This window comes from Flavobacterium sp. TN-1 (genome assembly GCF_052828645.1).
The window spans coordinates 3,382,230-3,402,553 of record NZ_CM128253.1 but is presented as its reverse complement, the minus strand read 5'-3'; the positions used below and the strand labels follow the sequence as shown (position 1 = coordinate 3,402,553).

General features: G+C 30.0%; 24 protein-coding genes. 11 read left to right on the top strand and 13 right to left on the bottom strand.

What is annotated here, in order from left to right; translation table 11 throughout:
* Positions 1 to 66: 66 nt before the first annotated feature.
* Entirely contained in the window at positions 67 to 507 is a 441-nt protein-coding gene (locus tag ACUXZJ_RS15350) for a hypothetical protein (protein ID WP_060382817.1), read from the top strand.
* 867 nt (positions 508 to 1,374) lie between these two features.
* Here the strand turns inward: ACUXZJ_RS15350 and nhaA are convergent.
* A complete protein-coding gene (gene nhaA / locus ACUXZJ_RS15345; protein WP_060383867.1) occupies positions 1,375 to 2,517 on the bottom strand; it encodes a Na+/H+ antiporter NhaA in 1,143 nt (380 codons plus the stop codon).
* Between the two features lie 45 nt (positions 2,518 to 2,562).
* Between nhaA and ACUXZJ_RS15340 the strand changes: the two genes are divergently transcribed.
* The gene (locus ACUXZJ_RS15340) at positions 2,563 to 3,522 is read left to right on the top strand and encodes an ion channel (RefSeq protein WP_335338724.1); all 960 of its coding nucleotides are present in this window, start codon (positions 2,563 to 2,565) and stop codon (positions 3,520 to 3,522) included.
* A gap of 26 nt (positions 3,523 to 3,548) precedes the next feature.
* Here the strand turns inward: ACUXZJ_RS15340 and ACUXZJ_RS15335 are convergent, their stop codons facing one another.
* On the bottom strand, positions 3,549 to 4,091 hold the full coding sequence (locus tag ACUXZJ_RS15335) for a YceI family protein (RefSeq protein WP_063743127.1): 543 nt from the start codon (positions 4,089 to 4,091) through the stop codon (positions 3,549 to 3,551).
* A gap of 99 nt (positions 4,092 to 4,190) precedes the next feature.
* Positions 4,191 to 4,526, bottom strand: coding sequence for a hypothetical protein (locus ACUXZJ_RS15330; protein ID WP_063743126.1), 336 nt, complete (start codon positions 4,524 to 4,526; stop codon positions 4,191 to 4,193).
* A 100-nt stretch (positions 4,527 to 4,626) separates the two neighbouring features.
* Between ACUXZJ_RS15330 and ACUXZJ_RS15325 the strand changes: the two genes are divergently transcribed.
* The gene (locus ACUXZJ_RS15325; protein ID WP_063743125.1) at positions 4,627 to 5,475 is read left to right on the top strand and encodes a DUF5777 family beta-barrel protein; all 849 of its coding nucleotides are present in this window, start codon (positions 4,627 to 4,629) and stop codon (positions 5,473 to 5,475) included.
* Positions 5,476 to 5,616: 141 nt separating this feature from the next.
* Here ACUXZJ_RS15325 and ACUXZJ_RS15320 read toward each other — a convergent pair whose 3' ends face one another.
* The 6 genes from ACUXZJ_RS15320 to ACUXZJ_RS15295 all read right to left on the bottom strand — a co-directional run bounded on the left by ACUXZJ_RS15320 (position 5,617) and on the right by ACUXZJ_RS15295 (position 10,055).
* Positions 5,617 to 6,165, bottom strand: a complete 549-nt coding sequence (locus tag ACUXZJ_RS15320) for an acyl-CoA thioesterase (protein ID WP_014165133.1) — start codon at positions 6,163 to 6,165, stop codon at positions 5,617 to 5,619.
* A gap of 20 nt (positions 6,166 to 6,185) precedes the next feature.
* Entirely contained in the window at positions 6,186 to 7,304 is a 1,119-nt protein-coding gene (locus tag ACUXZJ_RS15315; RefSeq protein WP_081248733.1) for an esterase-like activity of phytase family protein, read from the bottom strand.
* Positions 7,305 to 7,342: 38 nt separating this feature from the next.
* Positions 7,343 to 7,711: a hypothetical protein gene (locus tag ACUXZJ_RS15310; protein ID WP_063743124.1), complete on the bottom strand. Its 369-nt coding sequence runs from the start codon at positions 7,709 to 7,711 to the stop codon at positions 7,343 to 7,345.
* A 7-nt stretch (positions 7,712 to 7,718) separates the two neighbouring features.
* Positions 7,719 to 9,089: a DNA recombination protein RmuC gene (rmuC, locus tag ACUXZJ_RS15305; protein WP_063743123.1), complete on the bottom strand. Its 1,371-nt coding sequence runs from the start codon at positions 9,087 to 9,089 to the stop codon at positions 7,719 to 7,721.
* A 413-nt stretch (positions 9,090 to 9,502) separates the two neighbouring features.
* Positions 9,503 to 9,910, bottom strand: a complete 408-nt coding sequence (locus tag ACUXZJ_RS15300; RefSeq protein WP_060382811.1) for a DUF2335 domain-containing protein — start codon at positions 9,908 to 9,910, stop codon at positions 9,503 to 9,505.
* Complete coding sequence (locus tag ACUXZJ_RS15295; RefSeq protein WP_158447596.1) at positions 9,879 to 10,055, bottom strand: hypothetical protein; 177 nt, start codon at positions 10,053 to 10,055, stop codon at positions 9,879 to 9,881. The genes ACUXZJ_RS15300 and ACUXZJ_RS15295 overlap by 32 nt, the downstream gene beginning before the upstream one ends.
* A 287-nt stretch (positions 10,056 to 10,342) precedes the next feature.
* Between ACUXZJ_RS15295 and ACUXZJ_RS15290 the strand changes: the two genes are divergently transcribed.
* Together ACUXZJ_RS15290 and ACUXZJ_RS15285 are read left to right on the top strand one after the other, a co-directional pair.
* A complete protein-coding gene (locus tag ACUXZJ_RS15290; RefSeq protein ID WP_060382810.1) occupies positions 10,343 to 10,909 on the top strand; it encodes a pseudouridine synthase in 567 nt (188 codons plus the stop codon).
* Between the two features lie 76 nt (positions 10,910 to 10,985).
* Positions 10,986 to 11,939 carry an acyltransferase family protein gene (locus tag ACUXZJ_RS15285; RefSeq protein ID WP_060382809.1) on the top strand — a complete coding sequence of 318 codons (954 nt, stop codon included), beginning with the start codon at positions 10,986 to 10,988 and terminating at the stop codon, positions 11,937 to 11,939.
* A 6-nt stretch (positions 11,940 to 11,945) separates the two neighbouring features.
* On the opposite strand, the gene ACUXZJ_RS15280 is transcribed toward ACUXZJ_RS15285, so the two are convergent.
* The 4 genes from ACUXZJ_RS15280 to ACUXZJ_RS15265 form a co-directional block, all read right to left on the bottom strand.
* Positions 11,946 to 12,728, bottom strand: coding sequence for an ABC transporter ATP-binding protein (locus ACUXZJ_RS15280; protein ID WP_446195422.1), 783 nt, complete (start codon positions 12,726 to 12,728; stop codon positions 11,946 to 11,948).
* Positions 12,728 to 13,738, bottom strand: a complete 1,011-nt coding sequence (locus tag ACUXZJ_RS15275; RefSeq protein WP_060382808.1) for an iron ABC transporter permease — start codon at positions 13,736 to 13,738, stop codon at positions 12,728 to 12,730. The genes ACUXZJ_RS15280 and ACUXZJ_RS15275 overlap by 1 nt, the downstream gene beginning before the upstream one ends.
* A gap of 5 nt (positions 13,739 to 13,743) precedes the next feature.
* On the bottom strand, positions 13,744 to 14,883 hold the full coding sequence (locus ACUXZJ_RS15270; RefSeq protein ID WP_060382807.1) for an ABC transporter substrate-binding protein: 1,140 nt from the start codon (positions 14,881 to 14,883) through the stop codon (positions 13,744 to 13,746).
* A gap of 103 nt (positions 14,884 to 14,986) precedes the next feature.
* A complete protein-coding gene (locus ACUXZJ_RS15265; protein ID WP_060382806.1) occupies positions 14,987 to 15,496 on the bottom strand; it encodes a mechanosensitive ion channel domain-containing protein in 510 nt (169 codons plus the stop codon).
* 113 nt (positions 15,497 to 15,609) lie between these two features.
* Between ACUXZJ_RS15265 and ACUXZJ_RS15260 the strand changes: the two genes are divergently transcribed.
* The 6 genes from ACUXZJ_RS15260 (at position 15,610) to ACUXZJ_RS15235 (ending at position 20,120) form a co-directional block, all read left to right on the top strand.
* Positions 15,610 to 16,116, top strand: coding sequence for a bifunctional adenosylcobinamide kinase/adenosylcobinamide-phosphate guanylyltransferase (locus tag ACUXZJ_RS15260; protein WP_060382805.1), 507 nt, complete (start codon positions 15,610 to 15,612; stop codon positions 16,114 to 16,116).
* Positions 16,117 to 16,159: 43 nt separating this feature from the next.
* Complete coding sequence (locus tag ACUXZJ_RS15255) at positions 16,160 to 16,804, top strand: Dph6-related ATP pyrophosphatase (protein WP_060382804.1); 645 nt, start codon at positions 16,160 to 16,162, stop codon at positions 16,802 to 16,804.
* Between the two features lie 11 nt (positions 16,805 to 16,815).
* On the top strand, positions 16,816 to 17,823 hold the full coding sequence (gene cobT, locus ACUXZJ_RS15250; protein ID WP_060382803.1) for a nicotinate-nucleotide--dimethylbenzimidazole phosphoribosyltransferase: 1,008 nt from the start codon (positions 16,816 to 16,818) through the stop codon (positions 17,821 to 17,823).
* A gap of 36 nt (positions 17,824 to 17,859) precedes the next feature.
* The gene (locus ACUXZJ_RS15245) at positions 17,860 to 18,660 is read left to right on the top strand and encodes an adenosylcobinamide-GDP ribazoletransferase (protein WP_060382802.1); all 801 of its coding nucleotides are present in this window, start codon (positions 17,860 to 17,862) and stop codon (positions 18,658 to 18,660) included.
* Positions 18,645 to 19,175 carry an alpha-ribazole phosphatase gene (cobC, locus tag ACUXZJ_RS15240; protein WP_060382801.1) on the top strand — a complete coding sequence of 177 codons (531 nt, stop codon included), beginning with the start codon at positions 18,645 to 18,647 and terminating at the stop codon, positions 19,173 to 19,175. The genes ACUXZJ_RS15245 and cobC overlap by 16 nt, the downstream gene beginning before the upstream one ends.
* 183 nt (positions 19,176 to 19,358) lie before the next feature.
* A complete protein-coding gene (locus tag ACUXZJ_RS15235; RefSeq protein ID WP_060382800.1) occupies positions 19,359 to 20,120 on the top strand; it encodes a DUF2490 domain-containing protein in 762 nt (253 codons plus the stop codon).
* The last annotated feature ends 204 nt before the right edge of the window (positions 20,121 to 20,324 follow it).

Below are 20,324 nucleotides of genomic sequence, written 5' to 3'. Positions count from 1 at the left end.
TGACGATGGTCAACTTTGTTAAAATAAAGGTTTATTATTTTTGTGATATGTAAAAGTATTAATAAAATGAAGAAGATTTTAACCTTGACTTTTTTTGTTTTAACATTTTGTAATAATTTGAATGCTCAGAGTAAAAATGTTTCAAAAAGTATAATTGATCCAACAGCACGTGTTACTAAATTTTACGAAAAAAGAGAACTAGAAGAAATGCAAAAAGGAGGATTAGTAGAACTATATTTAGAACGAATTCGCGTTTTAGCTAATAGAATTCCTTTTATTGCCTTAACGAATAAAGCTGGTATATCTATGCAAGATATAGGAATACCCGAAAATTCAGGATATGGAAAGTTTTTAGACAAACAACATGAGGCTATTAAGAATTTTATATTAGAGACAGAAAGTTGTCAAAAATCAATTACTCCTTTTGCTGATAAAAATAACATTATAAATGCAATTTTAGCTTATGAAACTATTTTAAAAGATCTAAAAATGTTGCATGATAATTAGTTATATAGTGCTTTATTTCTGTTTTTATAATTGAAATGGTTAGGTTTTCCAGCTGTAATTGTTATAAGTTTGGGTTGTGCACAAAAATGTTTTGTTCTTGTGATTGATTTTAATCAGTTACTGTTTTAACTAAGCTGGAAAACCTTCCATTCCGCACAGTCTCATTATGTGTTCTTAAAATTATGAATAATCAGATTATAGATTATATTTATTGCTTAACTCTAATTTTTAAAAGACTGTCTGAAATATACCTAATTTGTTATCTAGAATTTCCGTTTGATGTTTAACTCTAGTCGATTAAAACGAGAATAGATTATTTGTTCGAATAGATGAAATAATCATCAATACTAATTAATCCTCTTTTATAAAGATTGACAAAAATTTGATTTTTTACTTATTTACTAGATAGACAGTCTTTTTTGTTTTTTGAAAAAACAAACCTTGATTTTTTAAAAGAAAAACCTCTTAAAATAAGAGGGATAAGGTTTTTTAAACAGCTCTTACTTTTTGATTTTAAAAAGAAGAGCTGTTTTTTTATACCATTTAAACTTAAAATATACTGGATTAAAAAGTAAAGTTTTCGATACGTTTTTTAAATTTTAAAAACAACTCGAATAGACGGTTGAGTATATAATTGAAATCATCGTTAGTTTGAATGCGAAGCACATCGAGAACTAACACTAATTTTTGTAGATGTATTATTTTTTTTAAAAAACAAAGTTTAAATGATATAATTGGGTTAAAAGTAAACGATCCTAGTATAAAATAATACCAAAGAAAGTTGTTAAACTATAGTACATCATTAATATCAGTTGAAGCAATTTTTATTTAATGAATAAAAATAAATGAGATACAAATAGTAGCTCGTTATTTGAGGCTCTTTTTTAATACGGTTTTCAAGTAAAACAAACCTATAATTCCTGCTAATAAGGATCCAATAATAATATATAATTTAGAGTTGTTAATCGTCGTAGCATCTGTAAAAGCTAATAAATCTATAAAAATAGACATTGTAAATCCTATTCCGCCTAATATCCCTGCACCAAAAATGGTACTCCAGTTTAGGTCTTTTGGTAATTTTGCCCATTTTGATTTTACAGATAACCAAGAAAAAAAAGTAATTCCTAGAGGTTTTCCTATAATTAACCCTAAAATGATTCCTAATCCATAACTTGGTAATAAGCCCTGATTACGATCAAATGAAAGCACAATAGCAGTATTGGCCAAAGCAAAAATAGGAAGTATTAAGAAAGCAACAGGTTTATGCAATATATGTTCTAATTTATAAGAAATCGTATTCTCTGTTCCATCCTCAAAAGGAATAGCAAAGGCTAGTAAAACACCTGTAATGGTAGCATGAACTCCTGAGTGTAGCATGAAATACCACATTGCAACTCCTAAGATTAAATAAGGCCAGAGCTTATAAAACTTTATCCTATTCATTACTAAAAGGATACAAAATATTGCTAAAGCAATACCTAAGTTCATCCAATTTAAATCCGTTGAATAAAATAAAGCAATAACTATTATAGCCCCCAAATCATCAATTACAGCTAGAGCTGTTAGAAATATTTTTAGAGAAATAGGAACTCGATTACCTAATAAAGATAAAATACCAATGGCAAAAGCAATATCAGTTGCCATAGGAATCCCAATTCCATTTGTATAAGGGGTATTTTGATTAGTCAGAAAGTAAATTCCAGCAGGAATAAGCATTCCTCCTAAAGCAGCTAAGATGGGAAGTAGCGCATTTTTGATTTTTGATAATTCTCCAATATAAATTTCACGCTCTAACTCTAAACCTATCATTAAGAAGAAAATAGTCATCAAACCATCATTAATAATATGTTCTATTGAAAAGGAACCAATTTTAATATGCCACAAATGAGAATAACTTTCCCCAAAAGTTGAATTTGTTATGATAATAGAAAATAAAGTACAAAATATTAAGATAATACCACTAGCTTTTTCACTCTCAAAAAAAGATTGGAATAATTTAGTTAATTTCACAGTCAATGTTTTTATAAAATATATTGGTAAATTTACGAAAAAAAAATGATGGCAGTATTTGGAAGGAGAATAAAGAAGTTTACAACAGATGAACATACTGGTTTTGGCTCAGATCCTGAAAATTATGGAGGCCGTTTTGTTAGTAAAGACGGATCGGCTAACGTTGTAAAAAAAGGAATTCCTTTATTTGATCAAATTAGTTGGTTTCATACTCTCTTGCAATTACCCATTTGGAAATTTCATCTTATAATATTAGCCGTATTTGTAATTATTAATTTTTTCTTTGCCTCTATATATTACATAATAGGAGTAGAACATTTGAATGGAATTAGTGCTATAAATGAATTAGAAAAGTTTGGACAGGCTTATTTTTTTAGCGCACAAACTTTTACAACAGTAGGATATGGTCATATAAACCCAGAAGGTTTTTTGACTAGTGCAATTGCATCTGTAGAAGCTCTTATGGGGTTATTAGCTTTTGCTTTGGCAACAGGTTTGTTGTATGGTAGGTTTAGTAAACCTAGAGCTTATTTAAAATTTTCTCACCACGCATTGATTACTCCTTTTCAAGGAGGAGTAGCACTAATGATGAGAGTGGCTCCTTTTAAAAATACAACTCTAACAGATGCCGTAGCAAAAATAACGTTAGGTCTTAAAGTAGAGGAAAAGGGGAAATGGGTTAATAAATTTTATCCGTTAGAACTTGAGTACGATCATGTAAATGTTTTAACACTCAGCTGGACGCTAGTACATATCATTAATGAAAATAGTCCTCTTTATGGATTTTCTGAAAAAGATTTTAAATCAAGAAAAGGAGAAGTATTAGTTTTTTTAAAAGCTTTTGATGATATGTTTAGTAATAACGTTGTTAAAAGAACTTCTTATACATTTGATGAAGTCGTATATGGCGCAAAATTTAAACCTATGTACGAACATAATAATAGTTTTACCTCAACTATTTTACATATAGACCGATTAAACCAATTTGAAAATGTTGAGATATAACTAAGAAAGAAAATGAATATAAGGTTTTATTGACCTAATAGTTTAAAAGTAGTAGATACTTCTATTGATTTCGCAATTTTATAGCCAACAACACTAGGTATTTCAATATTAAATTCTTCTGGCTTTAAAATAAAGTTAGCTATAAGAATATAGTTGTTCCCTTCTTTTTTTAAAAAAGCAGGTACCGTCATATTTTTTGATTTTCCGTGAATTTCAAAAGTACCATTTATTTGAACTTTTGTTTGGTTATCAAAATTATAAGTGTTGTAATTTTCTATTTTTCCTTTAAAAATAGCTTTAGGAAATTTGTCGCTTTCCATATAGTTTTCATTAAAATGCTCTTGCATTAAGCTGTTTTTAAACTTAAAAGTTTTAATGTTTATGACCGAGGCAATATCTCCTGTTTTAGAATTTAAAACACATACAGCAGAGGAACTTGTAGCCTTTATTTCTTCAAAAGTGGCAACAGATGCCTCAAATGTTATAACTCCGTTTTTTGCTATACTTTTTTCTTGAGACCAAGAGTGTAAATTGATAAGTAAAATTAGGGAGTAAAATAGTTTTTTCATAACTTATTTGTGTAGTTTTAATAGTATTGAATCGTTAAATTAACTTTTTTGCAAGCACACTTTAGGGGGAAGTGTGCTTCTTTAGCTACTTTAAAAAAATTATTTTTCTAATAAGCCATCAGCTTGCCACTGTTTTATAATATCAATGTTAACTTGGGGCATTTTTCCTGAACGAGGCATAACTCCAGCTCCATCTCTTTGTATTCTATCTAAGATGTTATTAATATTTGTTTTTACACCACTGTATGAAGCAAAAGCAGGGTGGCAACCTACACAGTTATTTGTGAAAATAGCCTTAGCGTTTGCTTCATAAGTTAATTTAGCTCCAGTAGTAGTAGTAGTAGTGGTAGGACCTGAAATAGAAGGTTCATTGTCTTTAGAACAACTTGCTAAACTGATTGTTAAAAAGCTTAAAAACAGAAATGTTTTTTTCATAATAAGTGATTTTAGTTATTAAATTTATATATTTGTCTATACAAATGACAGCAAAAATAATTTATTTATTTGATGTTTAGATGTTAAAAAACTAAAAAGTATGTTAAAAAAAATTTTATTAGGATTTTCTATTGTGTTAAGTAATAATTTGCAGGCACAAGATGATTTGTTAAAAGGAGTAGAAAATAACGACTCAGAAGTCGTTGAATCAGCATTTAAATCTTTAAAGATTGTGAATTTAGAGTCAACAAAATTGGCATCAAAAGGAGATTTATATTTTATTGTTTCTCACCGTTTTGGTTTTTTGAACTCAGGGTTTGAAAACTTTTTTGGGTTAGATGGAGCTACTACTCAACTAAAAATGGTTTATGGGTTAACAGATGATGTCACGTTGCATTTTTCAAGAAGCACTTTTGCTAAGACTTATGATGCGGGAATAAAATATAAAATTATAAGCCAAAAGAAAGAAGGATTTCCTTTTACAATAGTAGGATATAATGCTTTGGCGATTAATTCGGCTATGAAAAAAGAAGCTTATCCCTTATTAGAATTTAAACATCGACTTTCTTATAATTCGCAAGTATTAGTGTCAAGAAAATTCAACGATCAACTAACATTACAGTTAGCTCCTACTTTTTTTTATGAAAATGTAGTTCTTAATCCCGAGCAAAAAAACGCACAATTTGCAGTAGGTATGGGAGGTCGTTATAAGTTAAGTAAACGATTTTCTTTAAATGTAGATTATGCAGCACACTTGAATAGAATTAAAAATTCAAATTTTAGAGATCCTCTTTCAGTTGGAGTAGATTTAGAAACAGGGGGACACATATTTCAAATGTTTTTTACCAATGCGAATGCCATGCACGATACAGGTTATCTAGGTAGAACAGCAGGTAATTGGGCAAAAGGAGAAATTAGCTTTGGATTTAATTTAGTAAGAGTGTTTTAATATTATTGTAAAAAAAGAAACTTTTCTAAAAGTCTGATATTGTTTTGTCTAATTTTGTTTGATTCTTCTTCCTACTAGACTACTAAAGTAGTAACAAAATTAAATCTTTTAAATATTACTTTTTAGAAAAGTTTCTTTTACTTATTTCAAATCAACCTCTACGTTGTATTCTGATAGATGAGCTAGAGCTTCAGGGCTTTTATAATTAAAATGATCTTCGTGTTGTTGCTTTTCTTTTCTATTAGAGATTGTTTTGATACAATTATAAAAGCGCCTAACATCTTCAAAATTACTAAGAATAAGACCTGGAACAGGTGTTGATTGCCCTGTTTTATCTTTTGCAACCATAGTGAAATAAGATGAATTGCAATGTTTAACAAAGCCTGTTTGTATATTTTCAGCTTCTACTCGTATCCCTACAATCATAGAAGTTTTACCTACATAATTTACAGAAGCTTTAAGAGTTACTAATTCGCCGACCTCTATTGGAGCTAAAAAATCTACAGTATCTACTGATGCAGTTACACAATAATGTCCTGAAAATTTAGAAGCGCAGGCAAAAGCAATTTGATCTAATAAAGATAAAATATAGCCGCCGTGTATTTTACCACTAAAGTTAGTGTGTGATGGTAACATGAGTTCTGAAATAACTATTCTAGAGTCATTTACGGTTTTAAAGAGGGTATTCATTATATAAAGTTATCTTAAAATCATTTTTCAATTAATTCAAATAAAATAAATTGATTGAGTTGTGGGCCAAATTGTTGAAAATTATCATCTGATATAACCAAAATTGTTCTATTTCCATTGGGTAAATTTTTTCCAAAACAGATACCTTCAATATTATCTATTTTAGATTGCTTTAGATGTTTTTTTATGTCATTAAAATCCAAAACCAATTCTTTTTTCATAGGAACATACTTTTCTGATTTTAAGCTTTTTATGTTTAATGAATTTGTAGTGTTTGAATGAATAGAAGCTTCAAATATTTTTACAATATTTTCATTTTGAAAGGCTCTTTCTATTACTAAAAAATGATCTTTTTTGTATTCTAAAATATCAGATACACCATTTATGTCTCCGCTTCCTGTTCTAGGTTTGGTAAGAGGAGATAATTCATAAACAAATTCTTTTGTAGCTTGTTTTGTATTAAAATCATAAAAAGTAAATCGAACAGGAGAATCTGTTGTTTTATAATCTGGTTCTGATCCATCTGTTTTAAGAGGTAATTCGTTTGCACTCCATATACCTTGTTTATCTACACTTTTTGTCAAGGATTCAAAAGAACCATTATGCCTAGTTTCTTGTAAAAAAATAGGAGGGATAGAAAAATCGGATAAAAAATGTCCTTTTTCATCGGAATTAAAAATACTTGGTTTTTGATTGCCATAAATGCTTCCTTCTGATGATAACGTTATTTGATTGTTTGTAAAAACGATACTCTCTAAGTCTAAAAACCGAGAAGAATAAAAATTTTCTTTTGTATCAAAAAGAATCATGTCAGTAAAAACAGTTTTACTAATAGTGTTATTTTTAGTTACTATATTGGCAATATAGTAACGAGGGGTATTAGGATCGTCAGAAACAATATAGTAACGATCTTTCTCAAAATCATAATCTATACCAGATAAACCACCAATTAATAAATTTTGAAAATACTGATTTGAAGGGAAAATAAAATCATCTAAAAAATTTAATTTTATACTTGATGAATTAGTTATGTCGTTTACCTTAGTTGTCTGATTAATTTCTTCTATTTCAGTTTTATGACAGCATATAAAAAAGAAAAGAAGAAAGAATATAATTATGCGTTTTTTAAAAAATAACATATCATTCCTGCCTGTAAATTAGTTTTATAGTATGAAAACTATCGGTTAAATATAGGAGATTTTTCCTCTTTTACATCGGTTACGAAATAAGTGGTGTCTCCCCACCAAGGAAATGTTTTATAACGTTCTATATAAGTTACTTTTACATAACGTCCCTCTAGATTTTTTAATTTTTGAATGGTGCTGTTTTCACTATCCAATAGCGAAAAAGCAAAAATTTTGTTTCCTGAAAGGCCTTGACTTAATTCGCCTTCCCACGTTTTAAAGATATAACCTTTTTTGCTGAATTTAATTAATTCTCCGGTACGAGTGCCTTCGCTATAAGTAGCATAGTACAAAAGAGCAAAGTACAAAGCAAAACAAAGAGCAAAAGTACCAAGGCTGAGTAAAAGAATTTTTTTTAACATACAATTATTAGTTTATTAAGTTATTTTCATTTTGTTCTGCTCGATTAATAATGGCTTCAGGAAGTGATTTTTTAGCTTTAGCTCCCATTTTTTTGAGTTTTTCAACGCTGGTAATTAAATTCCCTTTGCCTTCAACTAATTTATTCATAGCTCCTGAATACTCATTTTTAGCTTCATCCATACGTTTTCCAATTTTGATAAGATCCTGAACAAATCCTTCAAACTTATCATATAAAGCTCCCGCTTGACGGGCAATTTCATAAGCGTTTTCCTGTTGCTTTTGGTTAGCCCACATACTGTCAATAGTTCTTAGTGTAGCCAAAAGGGTTGAGGGGGTAACAATTACAATATTTTTCTCAAAAGCTTTGTTGTAAAGAGTGGCATCTTCCTGTAAAGCAATGGCAAAAGCGGGTTCTATAGGAACAAAAAGTAGCACAAAATCAGGGCTTTCTATTTTATATAAATCATGATAGTTTTTTTCGCCCAGTTGATCTACATGACGCTTTAAAGAAAGGACGTGTTCTTTTAGGTATTGCTCTTTTAGAGTTTCATCTTCTTCGTTTACAAAACGTTCATAAGCAGTAAGCGTTACTTTAGAATCGACAATCATTTTTTTACCATCAGGTAAATTAATTACTACATCGGGCTGCAAGCGTTGCCCTTCGTCGTTAGTAAAACTTTGTTGGACTTCGTACTCGCGCCCTTTTTCTAAACCCGATTTTTCAAGTACGCGCTCCAGTACAAGTTCGCCCCAGTTACCTTGCATTTTACTATCGCCTTTTAGTGCTTTGGTCAAATTGAGGGTTTCTTTACTCATTTGTGCGTTCATTTCGCGCAAACCTAAAATTTGTTGGCGTAATGCTGCGTGATAATCAATACTCTCTTTGTGAGTGTCTTCCACTTTTTTCTCAAAGTTTTGGATTTTGTCGTGTAATGGCGAAAGGAGATTTTTTATGTTTTCTTTATTTTGTTCAGTAAATTTAGTTGATTTTTCTTCTAATATCTTGTTGGCAAGGTTTTCAAATTCTTTCGTGAATTTTTCTTGCAGTTGTGCTACTTCTTGTTTTTGTTCTCTATTTCGTTCGAGTAAATTATCAAAATCAACTTCCTTTTTGGAGAGCTGAATCGCAAGGGCTTCTTTTTCGTTCCGAATAGCATCTTTTTCATGATTAAGTTGCGATAATTGTTTTTCCCAAGTCCCTTTTTCTGACTGAAATTGTGATTTCAATTGTTCAATTTGGGAAAGTAATCCGTTAATTTTTTCCTCAAAAGTAGCGGTTGTAGTTTTAGCCGAAGCCGAAAAAATGATTTTTCCCAAATAAATTCCTATTCCTAAGGCAATGATGAATGTGGCTAGTACAATAAGTGTGTCTGACATGGTTTTGTTTTTTTGTTGTAAATTTAGGAATTTGTTTTTAAGTTTTTGTTTGTTTTTTTGTGAAGAACTAAGAGGGGTTGTGTGTGAAGTTATTATTATTTTGGAGTTTGTTTTTTTAAGTAATAATAATTGTATATAATAGGGTAGTTAGTAAAATGAATCTATCGTAGGTGTAGGCTTTCTGAAAAAAAACTAGGGTAAAAAGTATAATTAGTAATCTTCTATTTAAAAATGAAATTCAATCAGATTTTCAGAAAATCAAAGGAAGTTACAATTCATTTATGGGACTTAAGAAGAGAATTGTTAAAAGGAGTGAATAATATTACAATAATATTGATAACATAAGAATAATTGTGTGGTCTATTGTTATAACTTTATTTGTTTTTATTGTTAAGTTAATTCGTTAAATAGGACTATAAATCTTCTTTTTTAGAAGCATTTTTTTTGTATAGAAATACTCCTGCAATACCTACTATAACTCCTACAGCAATTGTTGCGGCTGTTTTAGGGTAGTCTTTTGTAATACATAAATATACTAAATATGAAATAACTAATACACTTGAAAAAGCAAAAAACATACCAATTATCATGGAAAATAAGATTCCAAATTGACTTCTTTTGTCTATTGAATGTTGATGAATTTGTTCCCTTTCAGCCATAATTAGTATCCTGTTTGCAAAGGTAGGATCTAATTGGTTGTATTTTTCCATCATTTCTGGAGAAGGTAATTGTCCTTCATAAGTTTGACTCAAAAGTAACTTGCCTTTCGAATGCTCTAAACCATGGTTTTTATTTTCTTTGTAATTCTTTTGCTTGTTCATCAAAAATCTTTTTGAAAAGAACACTTACGTTATTCCAATATGAAAAAATAGCTGTATTCGTGCTTTTAGATTTTGGTAATAATTCAGAAATGGAACATAAACCAAAAACCGCAAAAAAACCGTATTTAAAATATTTGAAGTTCATTTGTATTGTTTGAGTCTTAGCATACAAAGATACTATTTATTGCATATTAAAAACGTTTTTATACAATTAATATTGTGTTAATTTAGATGAATAAGTTATTATGATTTTTGAAGTAATGTATTGATTTTAGATGTAATTTTTTTATACCATTGATAAAGGATTTTCGTTCTAAGAATTATTTAAAAACAAAAGAACATAAATTATTAACACTGTGTCTTTGGAATCATGTAAAAAAACTTGAAAAACTTGTATAAAAACCTTTAGGTCTTTTGTTGTATTTTTGCCTTATGAGTGAACACCGTCATTTTATACTCCATAAACCCCACGGCTATTTAAGCCAATTTATTTACGAGAAAAAACGAAATAAGAAAAAGCTAGGCGAATTATTTGATTTTCCTGAAGGTACGATGGCAATAGGAAGGTTAGATGAAGATTCTGAAGGATTGTTATTGCTCACCACAGACGGAATGATGAGCGAAATTGTACGAAGTAAAACCATCGAAAAAGAATATTTTGCCCAAGTAGATGGTGTTGTAACTCCCCAAGCTATTGAAAAACTGAAAAACGGAGTAGAAATAGGAGTAAAGGGTGTTCGTTATACTACCAAATCTTGTGAAGCAAGAATCCTAGAGACATTACCTGATTTCATTGGCGAAGGTCGACGCATACGCCACGAACGCCACGGTCCTACTAGTTGGCTATCTATTACACTTACCGAAGGAAAATTTCGTCAGGTACGTAAAATGACGGCCGCAGTTGGATTCCCTACTTTGCGATTAGTCCGTGTGAGAGTTGGAAATGTTAATTTGAAGGGGTTGAAAGCAGGAGAAGTAATTGAAGTAAATGAATTTTAAATATCATTTTTTTAAACTAAATTACGATCTAAAAACTTAGTTTGGTTTTTGTATTACAATTATTTTAGATATAAAAATGCGCAATAATAATCTTGATGTACTGAAAATAATAATGGCTTTTTTAGTCATTGCGTTACATATTTTTCCTGTATCTAAAGAAACAGGGATAGAAGGACTAATTTCCTATGAAATTGCCAGTGGTATAACTCGAATTGCTGTACCTACATTCTTTTTAATTTCAGGTTATTTTTTGCGAAATAAATTAAATGATAAACCTTATTTGTGGAAGTATACCAAGCGAATTTTATTGTTATATGTGGTTTGGCAATTCATTTATTTACCTGACTTAATCCGATTTTATAATTTAGGTTGGTTTTCTAAATCAGATATGATTTTAAAACTTATTTACGGTTATTGGCATTTATGGTATTTATTAGCCACAACTATAGCGGTAGGTTTGTTATATCTTTTACGAAATTTAAGTACTGCGATAAAAACGAAGTTAATACTGTTTCTACTCATAGTAGGCTACAGTTTTCAAATAGGAATTCAATCAAATCGTTTAGACCTTATGTTTTTGTATAAAATAATAGGAACAACGCGTAACTATTTATTTTTTGCTTTACCTATGATGATGATTGGGACTATGTATGATAAATGGAAAAATGAGATAACCAAATGCAAATGGCTATTTATCCCATTATGGATTATATTATTAATAGAAGTAGGGATGTATTATAGATATAAGGTTAAAGCAATGGATTTTCTTTTAACGCTTCCTTTGCTAAGTATGTTGACTTTTTATTGGATAAATGAATCCCACCAATCGTTCATTCAAAAAACAATACCAGCTACACTCTCTTTAGGTATTTATTTATGTCATCCGTATGCTATAAGAATGGTAAATGAATTATTGCCCGAACAAGGATTTTATGATTGGCTATTAAAATATCCTATTATTTGTTTTTTAACACTTATACTTTGGTGGTTAATGGATCAAATAAATAAGAAATTGACCTATTTTTTTTAATTGGGATTATTTAAATATAAATTTTCTCTTTTCGTTATCAAATAGAATGTCTTCATCCTTAAATAAAGAATTAAAAACACCTTTTTCAATTAGTACGCAAGGTTGATCTTGTACAACAAAATCAGGAGTCATAACAACCATTTCATCGCTTAACTGAATGGCCAAATCAATATCATGAGTAGAAAATAAGATACACTTTTGGGTTTTGTGAGCTAACTTTTTTAATAATTTAAAAACAGCAACCTTATGATGTAAGTCTAAATGTGTGGTAGGTTCATCTAAAATAATCAAAGGGGTATTTTGAGCTAGAGCCCTTGCTATTAATGTTTTTTGCAACTGACCATCACTTATTTCGTAATGTTTCTTGTTTTGGATAGCTGTTGTTTCTGTTAGAATTAAAGCTTCCTTTATTTTCAGACGATCTTCTTGTGTAAGCGTTCCAATCCAATTGGTATAGGGTTGACGACCTAAAGCAACTAATTCATAAACGGTTAGATTACTAGAAGGGAGTTTTTCAGTAAGAACAACTGCTAGGTTTTTTGCTAATTCAATAGTCGTGTATTTTTTAATGTCTAAAGAATTTAAAATAACCTCACCCGAAAGAGGAGATTGAATAGCTGTTAGCGTTTTTAAAAGAGTTGATTTCCCTATTCCGTTAGCACCTATAAGGGTAATTAATTTTCCTGCTTCAAAATTTAAATTTAAATTCTGAGCTATATAAATTGGATTCTTTTTTAATGTATAGCCAATACTAAGGTGTTTGGTTTGTAAAATGATTGGATTTTTCATTAATTTAAAGTACGTTTTTTTAGCAAAAGCCATACTACTATAGGAGCACCTATAATAGAGGTAACAGCATTTATAGGAATAGCTACCTCAAAACCCTGAGAAACAATATCGCAAAGAAGCATAATGCAAATTCCTGTTAATAAAGTGGTTATAAAAAGATGAAGATGTTGACTGCCTTGGAAAATAATTTTTGCAAGATGAGGAATTGCAAACCCTATAAAAGCTATGGGTCCCACAAAAGCCGTGAGTATACCAGTAAGGATACTCGTTATTAAAATAATTTGATGTAAAGTTTTTTTATAAGGAACACCCAGACTTTTAGCGTAATTTTCTCCCAACAAAAGAGCGTCTAAATTTTTAAGAAGACGGATCGTATAAAGTAGCGTAATGCCGCAAACGATAAAAATAAAATAAATATTTTCCCAACTCACACTACCTAAATTTCCCATAGACCAAATAGAAAATTTTTGTAATTGTTCAGCTGATGAAAAATAACTTAAAATATTGATAATAGAACTTGTAAAATGACTAAACATCAATCCAATAACCAAGATAGACATAGTGTTTTTTATTTTCTGAGCCGTTAGAAGCACTGCTATCAAAACAATTAGAGAACCTATGATAGAGGCAAAGACAATTCCGTAAGACGATGTAAAAAGAGGAACAAGTAGAGGGGGTAAAAAATTACTTCCCATGATCACGAAAGCAACCATTAAGCTGGAACCTGAACTTAATCCTAAAATATAAGGACCTGCTAATGGATTTCTAAAAAGAGTTTGCATGAGTAATCCGCATATAGGTAATGCTGTACCCACAGCTAATGCTATTAGAGCTTTAGGAAGTCTAAAATTTAAAATAATATACTGCCAAGTAGTTTTAGAAGCATTGTTGCCTATTAAAACCTGAAAAGTATCCTGTATTGGGATTCTAACAGAACCTAAGCATAAGTCTAAAATAAAAAGAATTACGCTTAAGAGAATAAAACAAAAAAGAAGTTTTTTATTTTTCAAGACTTTTATTGTATGGGCGTTACAAATGTAAATGGATAATTAGGCAATAATTCAGGATGTATAATTTTTATGTAATCTTTCAGTACTTTATCGGGTTGACTAGGCGAAAATTCAAAGAAAAGAGTACCTCCTTTTTTTCCTTTTTTCCCTTCAAAAGTATATACCTTCTTATTTTGATACGCTTTAAATTGAGAGTAATGAATATTTGATTTTCCAAATTCGTTCCAATTTGTAATATCTCCTGTTGCAATCCAGATCAAAGCATTTTGTCCTTTTTCAAAAACCTGTTCAAAACTCAGAGGGATACTTCCTGTGCCTTTTACATCTTTCCAAAGATAGTTGCCCCCCGCATCTTGTATATAGGTGCTTTTCCAACTATCACCTTTAGGCATATACCACTGATCCTGATACATTGTACCATAAAGAATAGTAGGTTTTTGTTGAATCGTTTTTACAATTTCTAGCGCATTTAAATAGTTTTTTTTAACTTGATCAAAATAGTTTTTAGCTTCTTTTTCTTTTCCTACTAAAGCACCAAAAAACTTAATCCATTCAGCTTTTCCTAGTGGTGTTTGCTCCATCCAATCTGCTTGAATTAGAACGGGGATTCCTGCTTTTTCAATGGTGTTTAAGGTTGGATTATTTCCATCTACTCCAAAAGCAACCAATGCGTTTGGAGCTAGACTAATCAATTGTTCGATATTAATTTTTTCATTTTCCCCCAAGTTTTTTATTCTTCCAGAATCAATTAATTTCCGAGTTTTATCAGACGAAATATAGTCAGTATGAGGAAAACCCACCAACTTGTTTTCTACTCCTAAAATTTCTAAAAAAGGAATATTAGTAGTAGAGGTTACTACAAGGTTTTTAAGAGGAACTGGTATTTGAAGATATTGTTTTAAGCTATCAGGGATGTTCTTATTACTTTTGGTAAGAACATAAGTAAACGGTTTTTGAGCATTAGGCCATGGAGTTGTAACTTTTATAACAGAATAATTTTCGTATTCATTTAAGGTAAAAGCTGTGGCATCTGTTAAAACGTTATTTCTTTGCGGAGCAAAAGTACGTGTAGCTTCATTTTTTTTACATTGTATAGTAAGAGAACAAAATAAAACAAAAAAGATATATTGTAATAGTTTTATCATAATAGTATATGGAAAATTAATTTTTTTAAATGATCAACAAAGATAAAATATATTTTATCTTAAAAGAGACTATTGATTGGTTGTATAATTCTAAAATATATTTTTAAAAAGGAGTATCGGTTTTTTCTATTATTGAAACCGATTTTTGTAAAATTAAAGAATTAGGAATTGTAATAGTTTGCCCATCAGCAGTTTTTAAATAAACAAAAAAATAGGTAAGCTCAATAATTTCACCTTCTAAAGGAAAGTCTTTATCAAGTATTCTTATGGTATCACCTAATTTAAGAGGATGATTAAAAAAAAGTATTAAACTTGATGTTATGTTAGACAATAAAGACCATTGAGCAAAAAAAGCAACTCCCAAAGCTGTTAGAATACTACTAGCAAAGAGGGCTATTTCATTTTGTTCCAGCCCCCAAATTCCAGAAATTAAAACAAAAAAAACAATAGTTATTAGAAGATGTAATACCTTAATAGATATCTTTCTCCTTGTTCTTTCAATGTAGGTCTTTTTTAACGTATTGTTAATTATGTTTTTAGTAAAGAAAAAAAGAAATATGTATATGACTAGAGCGGCTATTGTTTCTAAAATTTGAATTTTATAAGTACCCATAATTATATATTAAATCACGAACTTTAGTAAAAAAAGTAAGTTATAATGTTTTTTTAGTATTTTATAAGCAAAGATAAAGTTTTAAATATCTTTACAGCCAAAAAACAGAGTGTATGTTGTATCTTATAACAGGTGGCGAACGTTCAGGTAAAAGTGCGTATGCCCAAGACTTAGCGTTAGAGTTGTCGTCTAATCCCGTGTATATGGCTACTGCTCGCAAATGGGACGGTGATTTTCAAAAAAGAATAGATAGACATCAAAAAGATCGTGACCAACGATGGACGAATGTTGAAGAAGAAAAATATATAAGCAATTTTAACTTTTCTAAAAAAGTGACTATGATTGACTGCGTAACCTTGTGGTTGACTAATTTTTTTGTAGATACCCAAAATGATATTGAAAAATCACTAGAATTAGCAAAATCAGAAATTGAAAAAATATTACTTCAAGAAGATACAAATATTATTATTATTACAAATGAAATTGGTATGGGAGTTCATGCTCAGACCGAAATAGGAAGAAAATTTACCGAATTACAAGGTTGGATGAATCAATATTTAGCTCGAAAAGCAGATAAAGTAATTTTGATGATTTCAGGAATTCCTGTAGAAATTAAGTAATATTTATCATTCAGAAACAAGAGTATAAAAATCATACAAAATAATGAAAGCAATTCTTTCTTGGAGTGGAGGTAAAGACAGTTGTTACGCAACAATAAAAGCCATAAAATCAGGATATCAACCGACAGTGCTTTTAAACATGATGAATGAAAACGGAAAAGTATCCCGTTCGCACGGATTAACACAACTTATTTTAGAACAACAAGCCAATCAGTTAAAAATACCATTCATAGGAATACCAACCACTTGGAGCGATTATGAAAAAAAATACATAAAAACACTTCATCAATTAAAAGAAGAATATAAAGTAGAAAATGTTATTTTTGGAGATATTGATTTAGCACCTCATAAAGAATGGGAAGAAAAAGTATGCCAAGAAGCCAAATTAAATGCCATTTTACCTCTCTGGCAACAAGATCGTTTAGAATTAGTAAAACAAATGATAGAACAAAATATTGTTTGTATGATTGTTTCCTGTAATACTACTATGGGAGTAGAATTTTTAGGAAAAATTTTAACAAAGGAAATCATTCAAAAATTAATTCAATTAAATATAGATCCATGTGGTGAAAATGGAGAGTTTCACACAGTAGTAATTAACTGCCCGTTATTTGATAATCCTATTGTATTACCTAATTATAAAAAAGAAATTTACCAAGACTATTGTTTTTTAGTTTGGGAAAAATAACATAAGAAGTGATGAGTTTAACAGAAAAATTACAACATAAGATTGATTTTAAAACCAAACCTTTAGGAGCTTTAGGCCAATTAGAAAGTATAGCTTTGCAGATAGGACAAGTTTTTAATACACTTACACCTGAAATACGAAATCCACATATTTTAGTCTTTGCAGCAGATCATGGTATAGCAAGAGAAGGCGTAAGTGCTTATCCAGCTGAAGTAACCCCTCAAATGGTTTTGAATTTTGTAAACGGTGGGGCAGCAATTAATGTGTTTTCAAAACAAAATGGATTAACATTAGAAGTAATTGATGCAGGAGTAAATTTTGATTTTGATAATTCATTACCCATAATACATCAAAAAGTAGCAAAAGGAACTCAATCATTTTTAGAGCAAGCTGCCATGTCAGCAGAGCAATTTAAAGAATGTTTACAAAAAGGAAGACAGATTGTACAAGAAATACACACAAAAGGATCTAATTGCGTTGGCTTTGGAGAAATGGGTATTGGAAACACAGCCACTTCCGCTGTATTAATGAGTATTTTAACAGAAATTCCAATTCAAGATTGTGTAGGGAGTGGGACAGGAGTAGTTAATGAAGCATTAGATAGAAAAACAATTATTTTAAAAACAGCTTTACAAAATTACAAAGGATCCTCCATGATAGATGAAAAATTAGCCCATTTTGGTGGATTTGAAATTTATCAAATGGCAGGAGGAATGCTTCAAGCCTTTGAAAACAATATGTTAATTCTAGTAGACGGATTTATTAGTTCAGTAGCCTTTTTAGTAGCGTATACTTATGAACCAAAAATTATAAAAAACGCCATATTCTGTCATTGTTCACAAGAAAAAGCACATAAAAACTTGTTGCACTATTTAAATGGAAAACCATTGCTAGATTTAGGATTACGATTAGGAGAAGGTACAGGAATAGCCCTTGCTTTTCCAATCATACAAGGAGCCGTTAATTTTTTAAATCAAATGGCAAGTTTTGAAGAAGCAGGCGTTAGTGAAAGCCTTTAAAGAGGCTAGTTTTATACCCTAAGGTTTATAAAAAAAATGAAAAAACAGCGAGACATCTTTTTTACAGCATTAATGTTCTATACACGTATTCCCTGTCCAAAACATATTCATCATGATCCTAGTTATTTAAATAAAGCAACACGTTATTTTCCGTTAGTAGGTTGGTTAGTAGGAAGTCTATCTTATTTAGTATTTTTAGGAGCTCATTATCTTTTTTCATTATTAATAGCCATTATTTTTTCCATGGTAGCAGGCGTGCTGATTACAGGAGCCTTTCACGAAGATGGATTTGCGGACGTTTGCGATGGGTTTGGAGGAGGCTGGACAAAAGAAAAAATATTAAAAATTATGAAAGACAGTGCTATAGGAGCTTATGGCGCTATAGGAGTTGTACTTCTACTGCTAATCAAGTTTTTACTCCTTTTTGAAATAATGAACAGAATCCCTAATACTTCTTGGAACCAATATGCTTATGCAAGCTTTTTATTTATTACCTACCATAGTATAAGCAGAGCAAATGCCATTTCACTTTCCTTTACGTTACCGTATGTAAGAGAAGACGAATTAAGTAAAAGTAAACCTATAGCCAAAGGTTTTAGTAAATATGAAATAATAGGAGTACTTTTCTTTGGATTAGCACCATTGGCTTGTATGGCTTATATTTACAATCCATTTTATTTGGTAGTATTACCCATTTTACTCCTCACACGTTTGTATATGGGACGGTATTTTACCAAATGGATTGGAGGATACACAGGCGATTGTTTAGGAGCTTTAGAACAGATTAGCGAAGTAGTAACCCTTTTATCTTTTCTGACACTATGCAAATTTATTTAGTACGCCATACCGAAACCATTTGTCCCAAAGGAGTTTGTTATGGACAGAGCAATGTAAACTTAGCACCTAATTTTTTAGAACAATTTCAAGAGATAAAAAAAAAATTACCAGAAAAAGCATTCGTATATAGTAGCCCTTTGACACGTTGCTTAGAATTGGCTGAATATTGTTTCTCAAAACAAGAAATAACGGTAGACAACCGATTAAAGGAAATGAATTTTGGAAAATGGGAATTACAAAAATGGAATGCAATACCAGAGGAAGAATTAAATCCTTGGATGGAAGATTTTGTAAATATTTCAGTTCCAATGGGAGAGTCTTTTCAAGTTTTATACGAAAGAGTAGTTGAATTTTGGGAAATAATACAAAAAATGGCGTTAGAGAAACCATTAGTTATTTTTACTCATGCAGGTGTTATAAGAAGTTTAATATGTTACCTAGAAAAACAACCCCTAAAAGATGCGTTTAATTATAAAGTAGATTTTGGAGAAGTAAAAAAGGTTTCAATTAAATAAAAAGAGAACCTATCTTTTTTAAAATAATATTTTATAACTAACTAATTGATAATAATTTGTTTGTGAGGAACTGAAAACAAGGTGGTTTTTTTTCAAAACAGCAAGTGTTTTTATAAATACATGTGAAAAATATTTATTTTTTTGTTTTTTATTGTACCTTTGCGCTCCCTTAAACAAAAAAATATGAAAAAAAGTATTAAAACACCACTATTTTTGTTCGTGTTATTTTCTTTGTGTAATAACGTATTTGGTCAAGTAATAAATCATAATAATGATATTTGGTTGCATTATTTAGGAAAAAACACGATAGGAAAAAAACTTTCCTTAACACTAGAAGGATCTTTAATATTCGCCAACGGATTTGACCAAAAACAACAATATTTTATACGCCCATCTGTAGATTACCAGTTTACCAAACAAATCAGTGGTAGCATAGGTTATACACACCATGAATTTTTTGTTTATGGAGATGTCCCTTTAAATAGAGTCGTAACACCAGAGGATAACGTATGGATACAAGGTGTTTATAGCTGTGCTAAAAATGATTTTAAATTTACCCATCGTCTACGCGATGAGAGTCGTTGGGTAGGAGTAGCTACTAAAAATGAAGCAGGAGATTTTGTCATAACTAATAGAGATTATAGAAATCGTTTACGATACATGTATTTGGTAAATTACACTTTAACTAAAAAAGAAGATAAAACTCAATTGTTTGCTTTTTTAGGAGATGAGATATTTATGAATATAGGAGTAAAAGCAGCCAAAACATTTGTACAACAAAATAGAGTAATTGCAGGTTTAGGATATAATTTAAACCCTCAACATCAAATTCAAATAAGTTACATTCACCAAAATTTATGGAATGTACCTAACACCATACAAGAAAATAATCCCACGCTAAGGATTTCTTATGTAACGAACTTAGATTGGTCAAAGAAAAAATAATTTTAAAAGCTTCGTAAAAAGACCTTTGTTTTAAATAAAAAAAGCTACAACATTGAACATGCCCCAAAAAGTTAGACACTATTTGGGGCATTTTTTATTCAAATTTTGCTCAATATAGGTTAGGTATTAGAAAACTATTATAGATAAAGAGGTAATACCATTTAAACCTAAAATATACTGGATTAAAAAATAAAGTTCTCGATA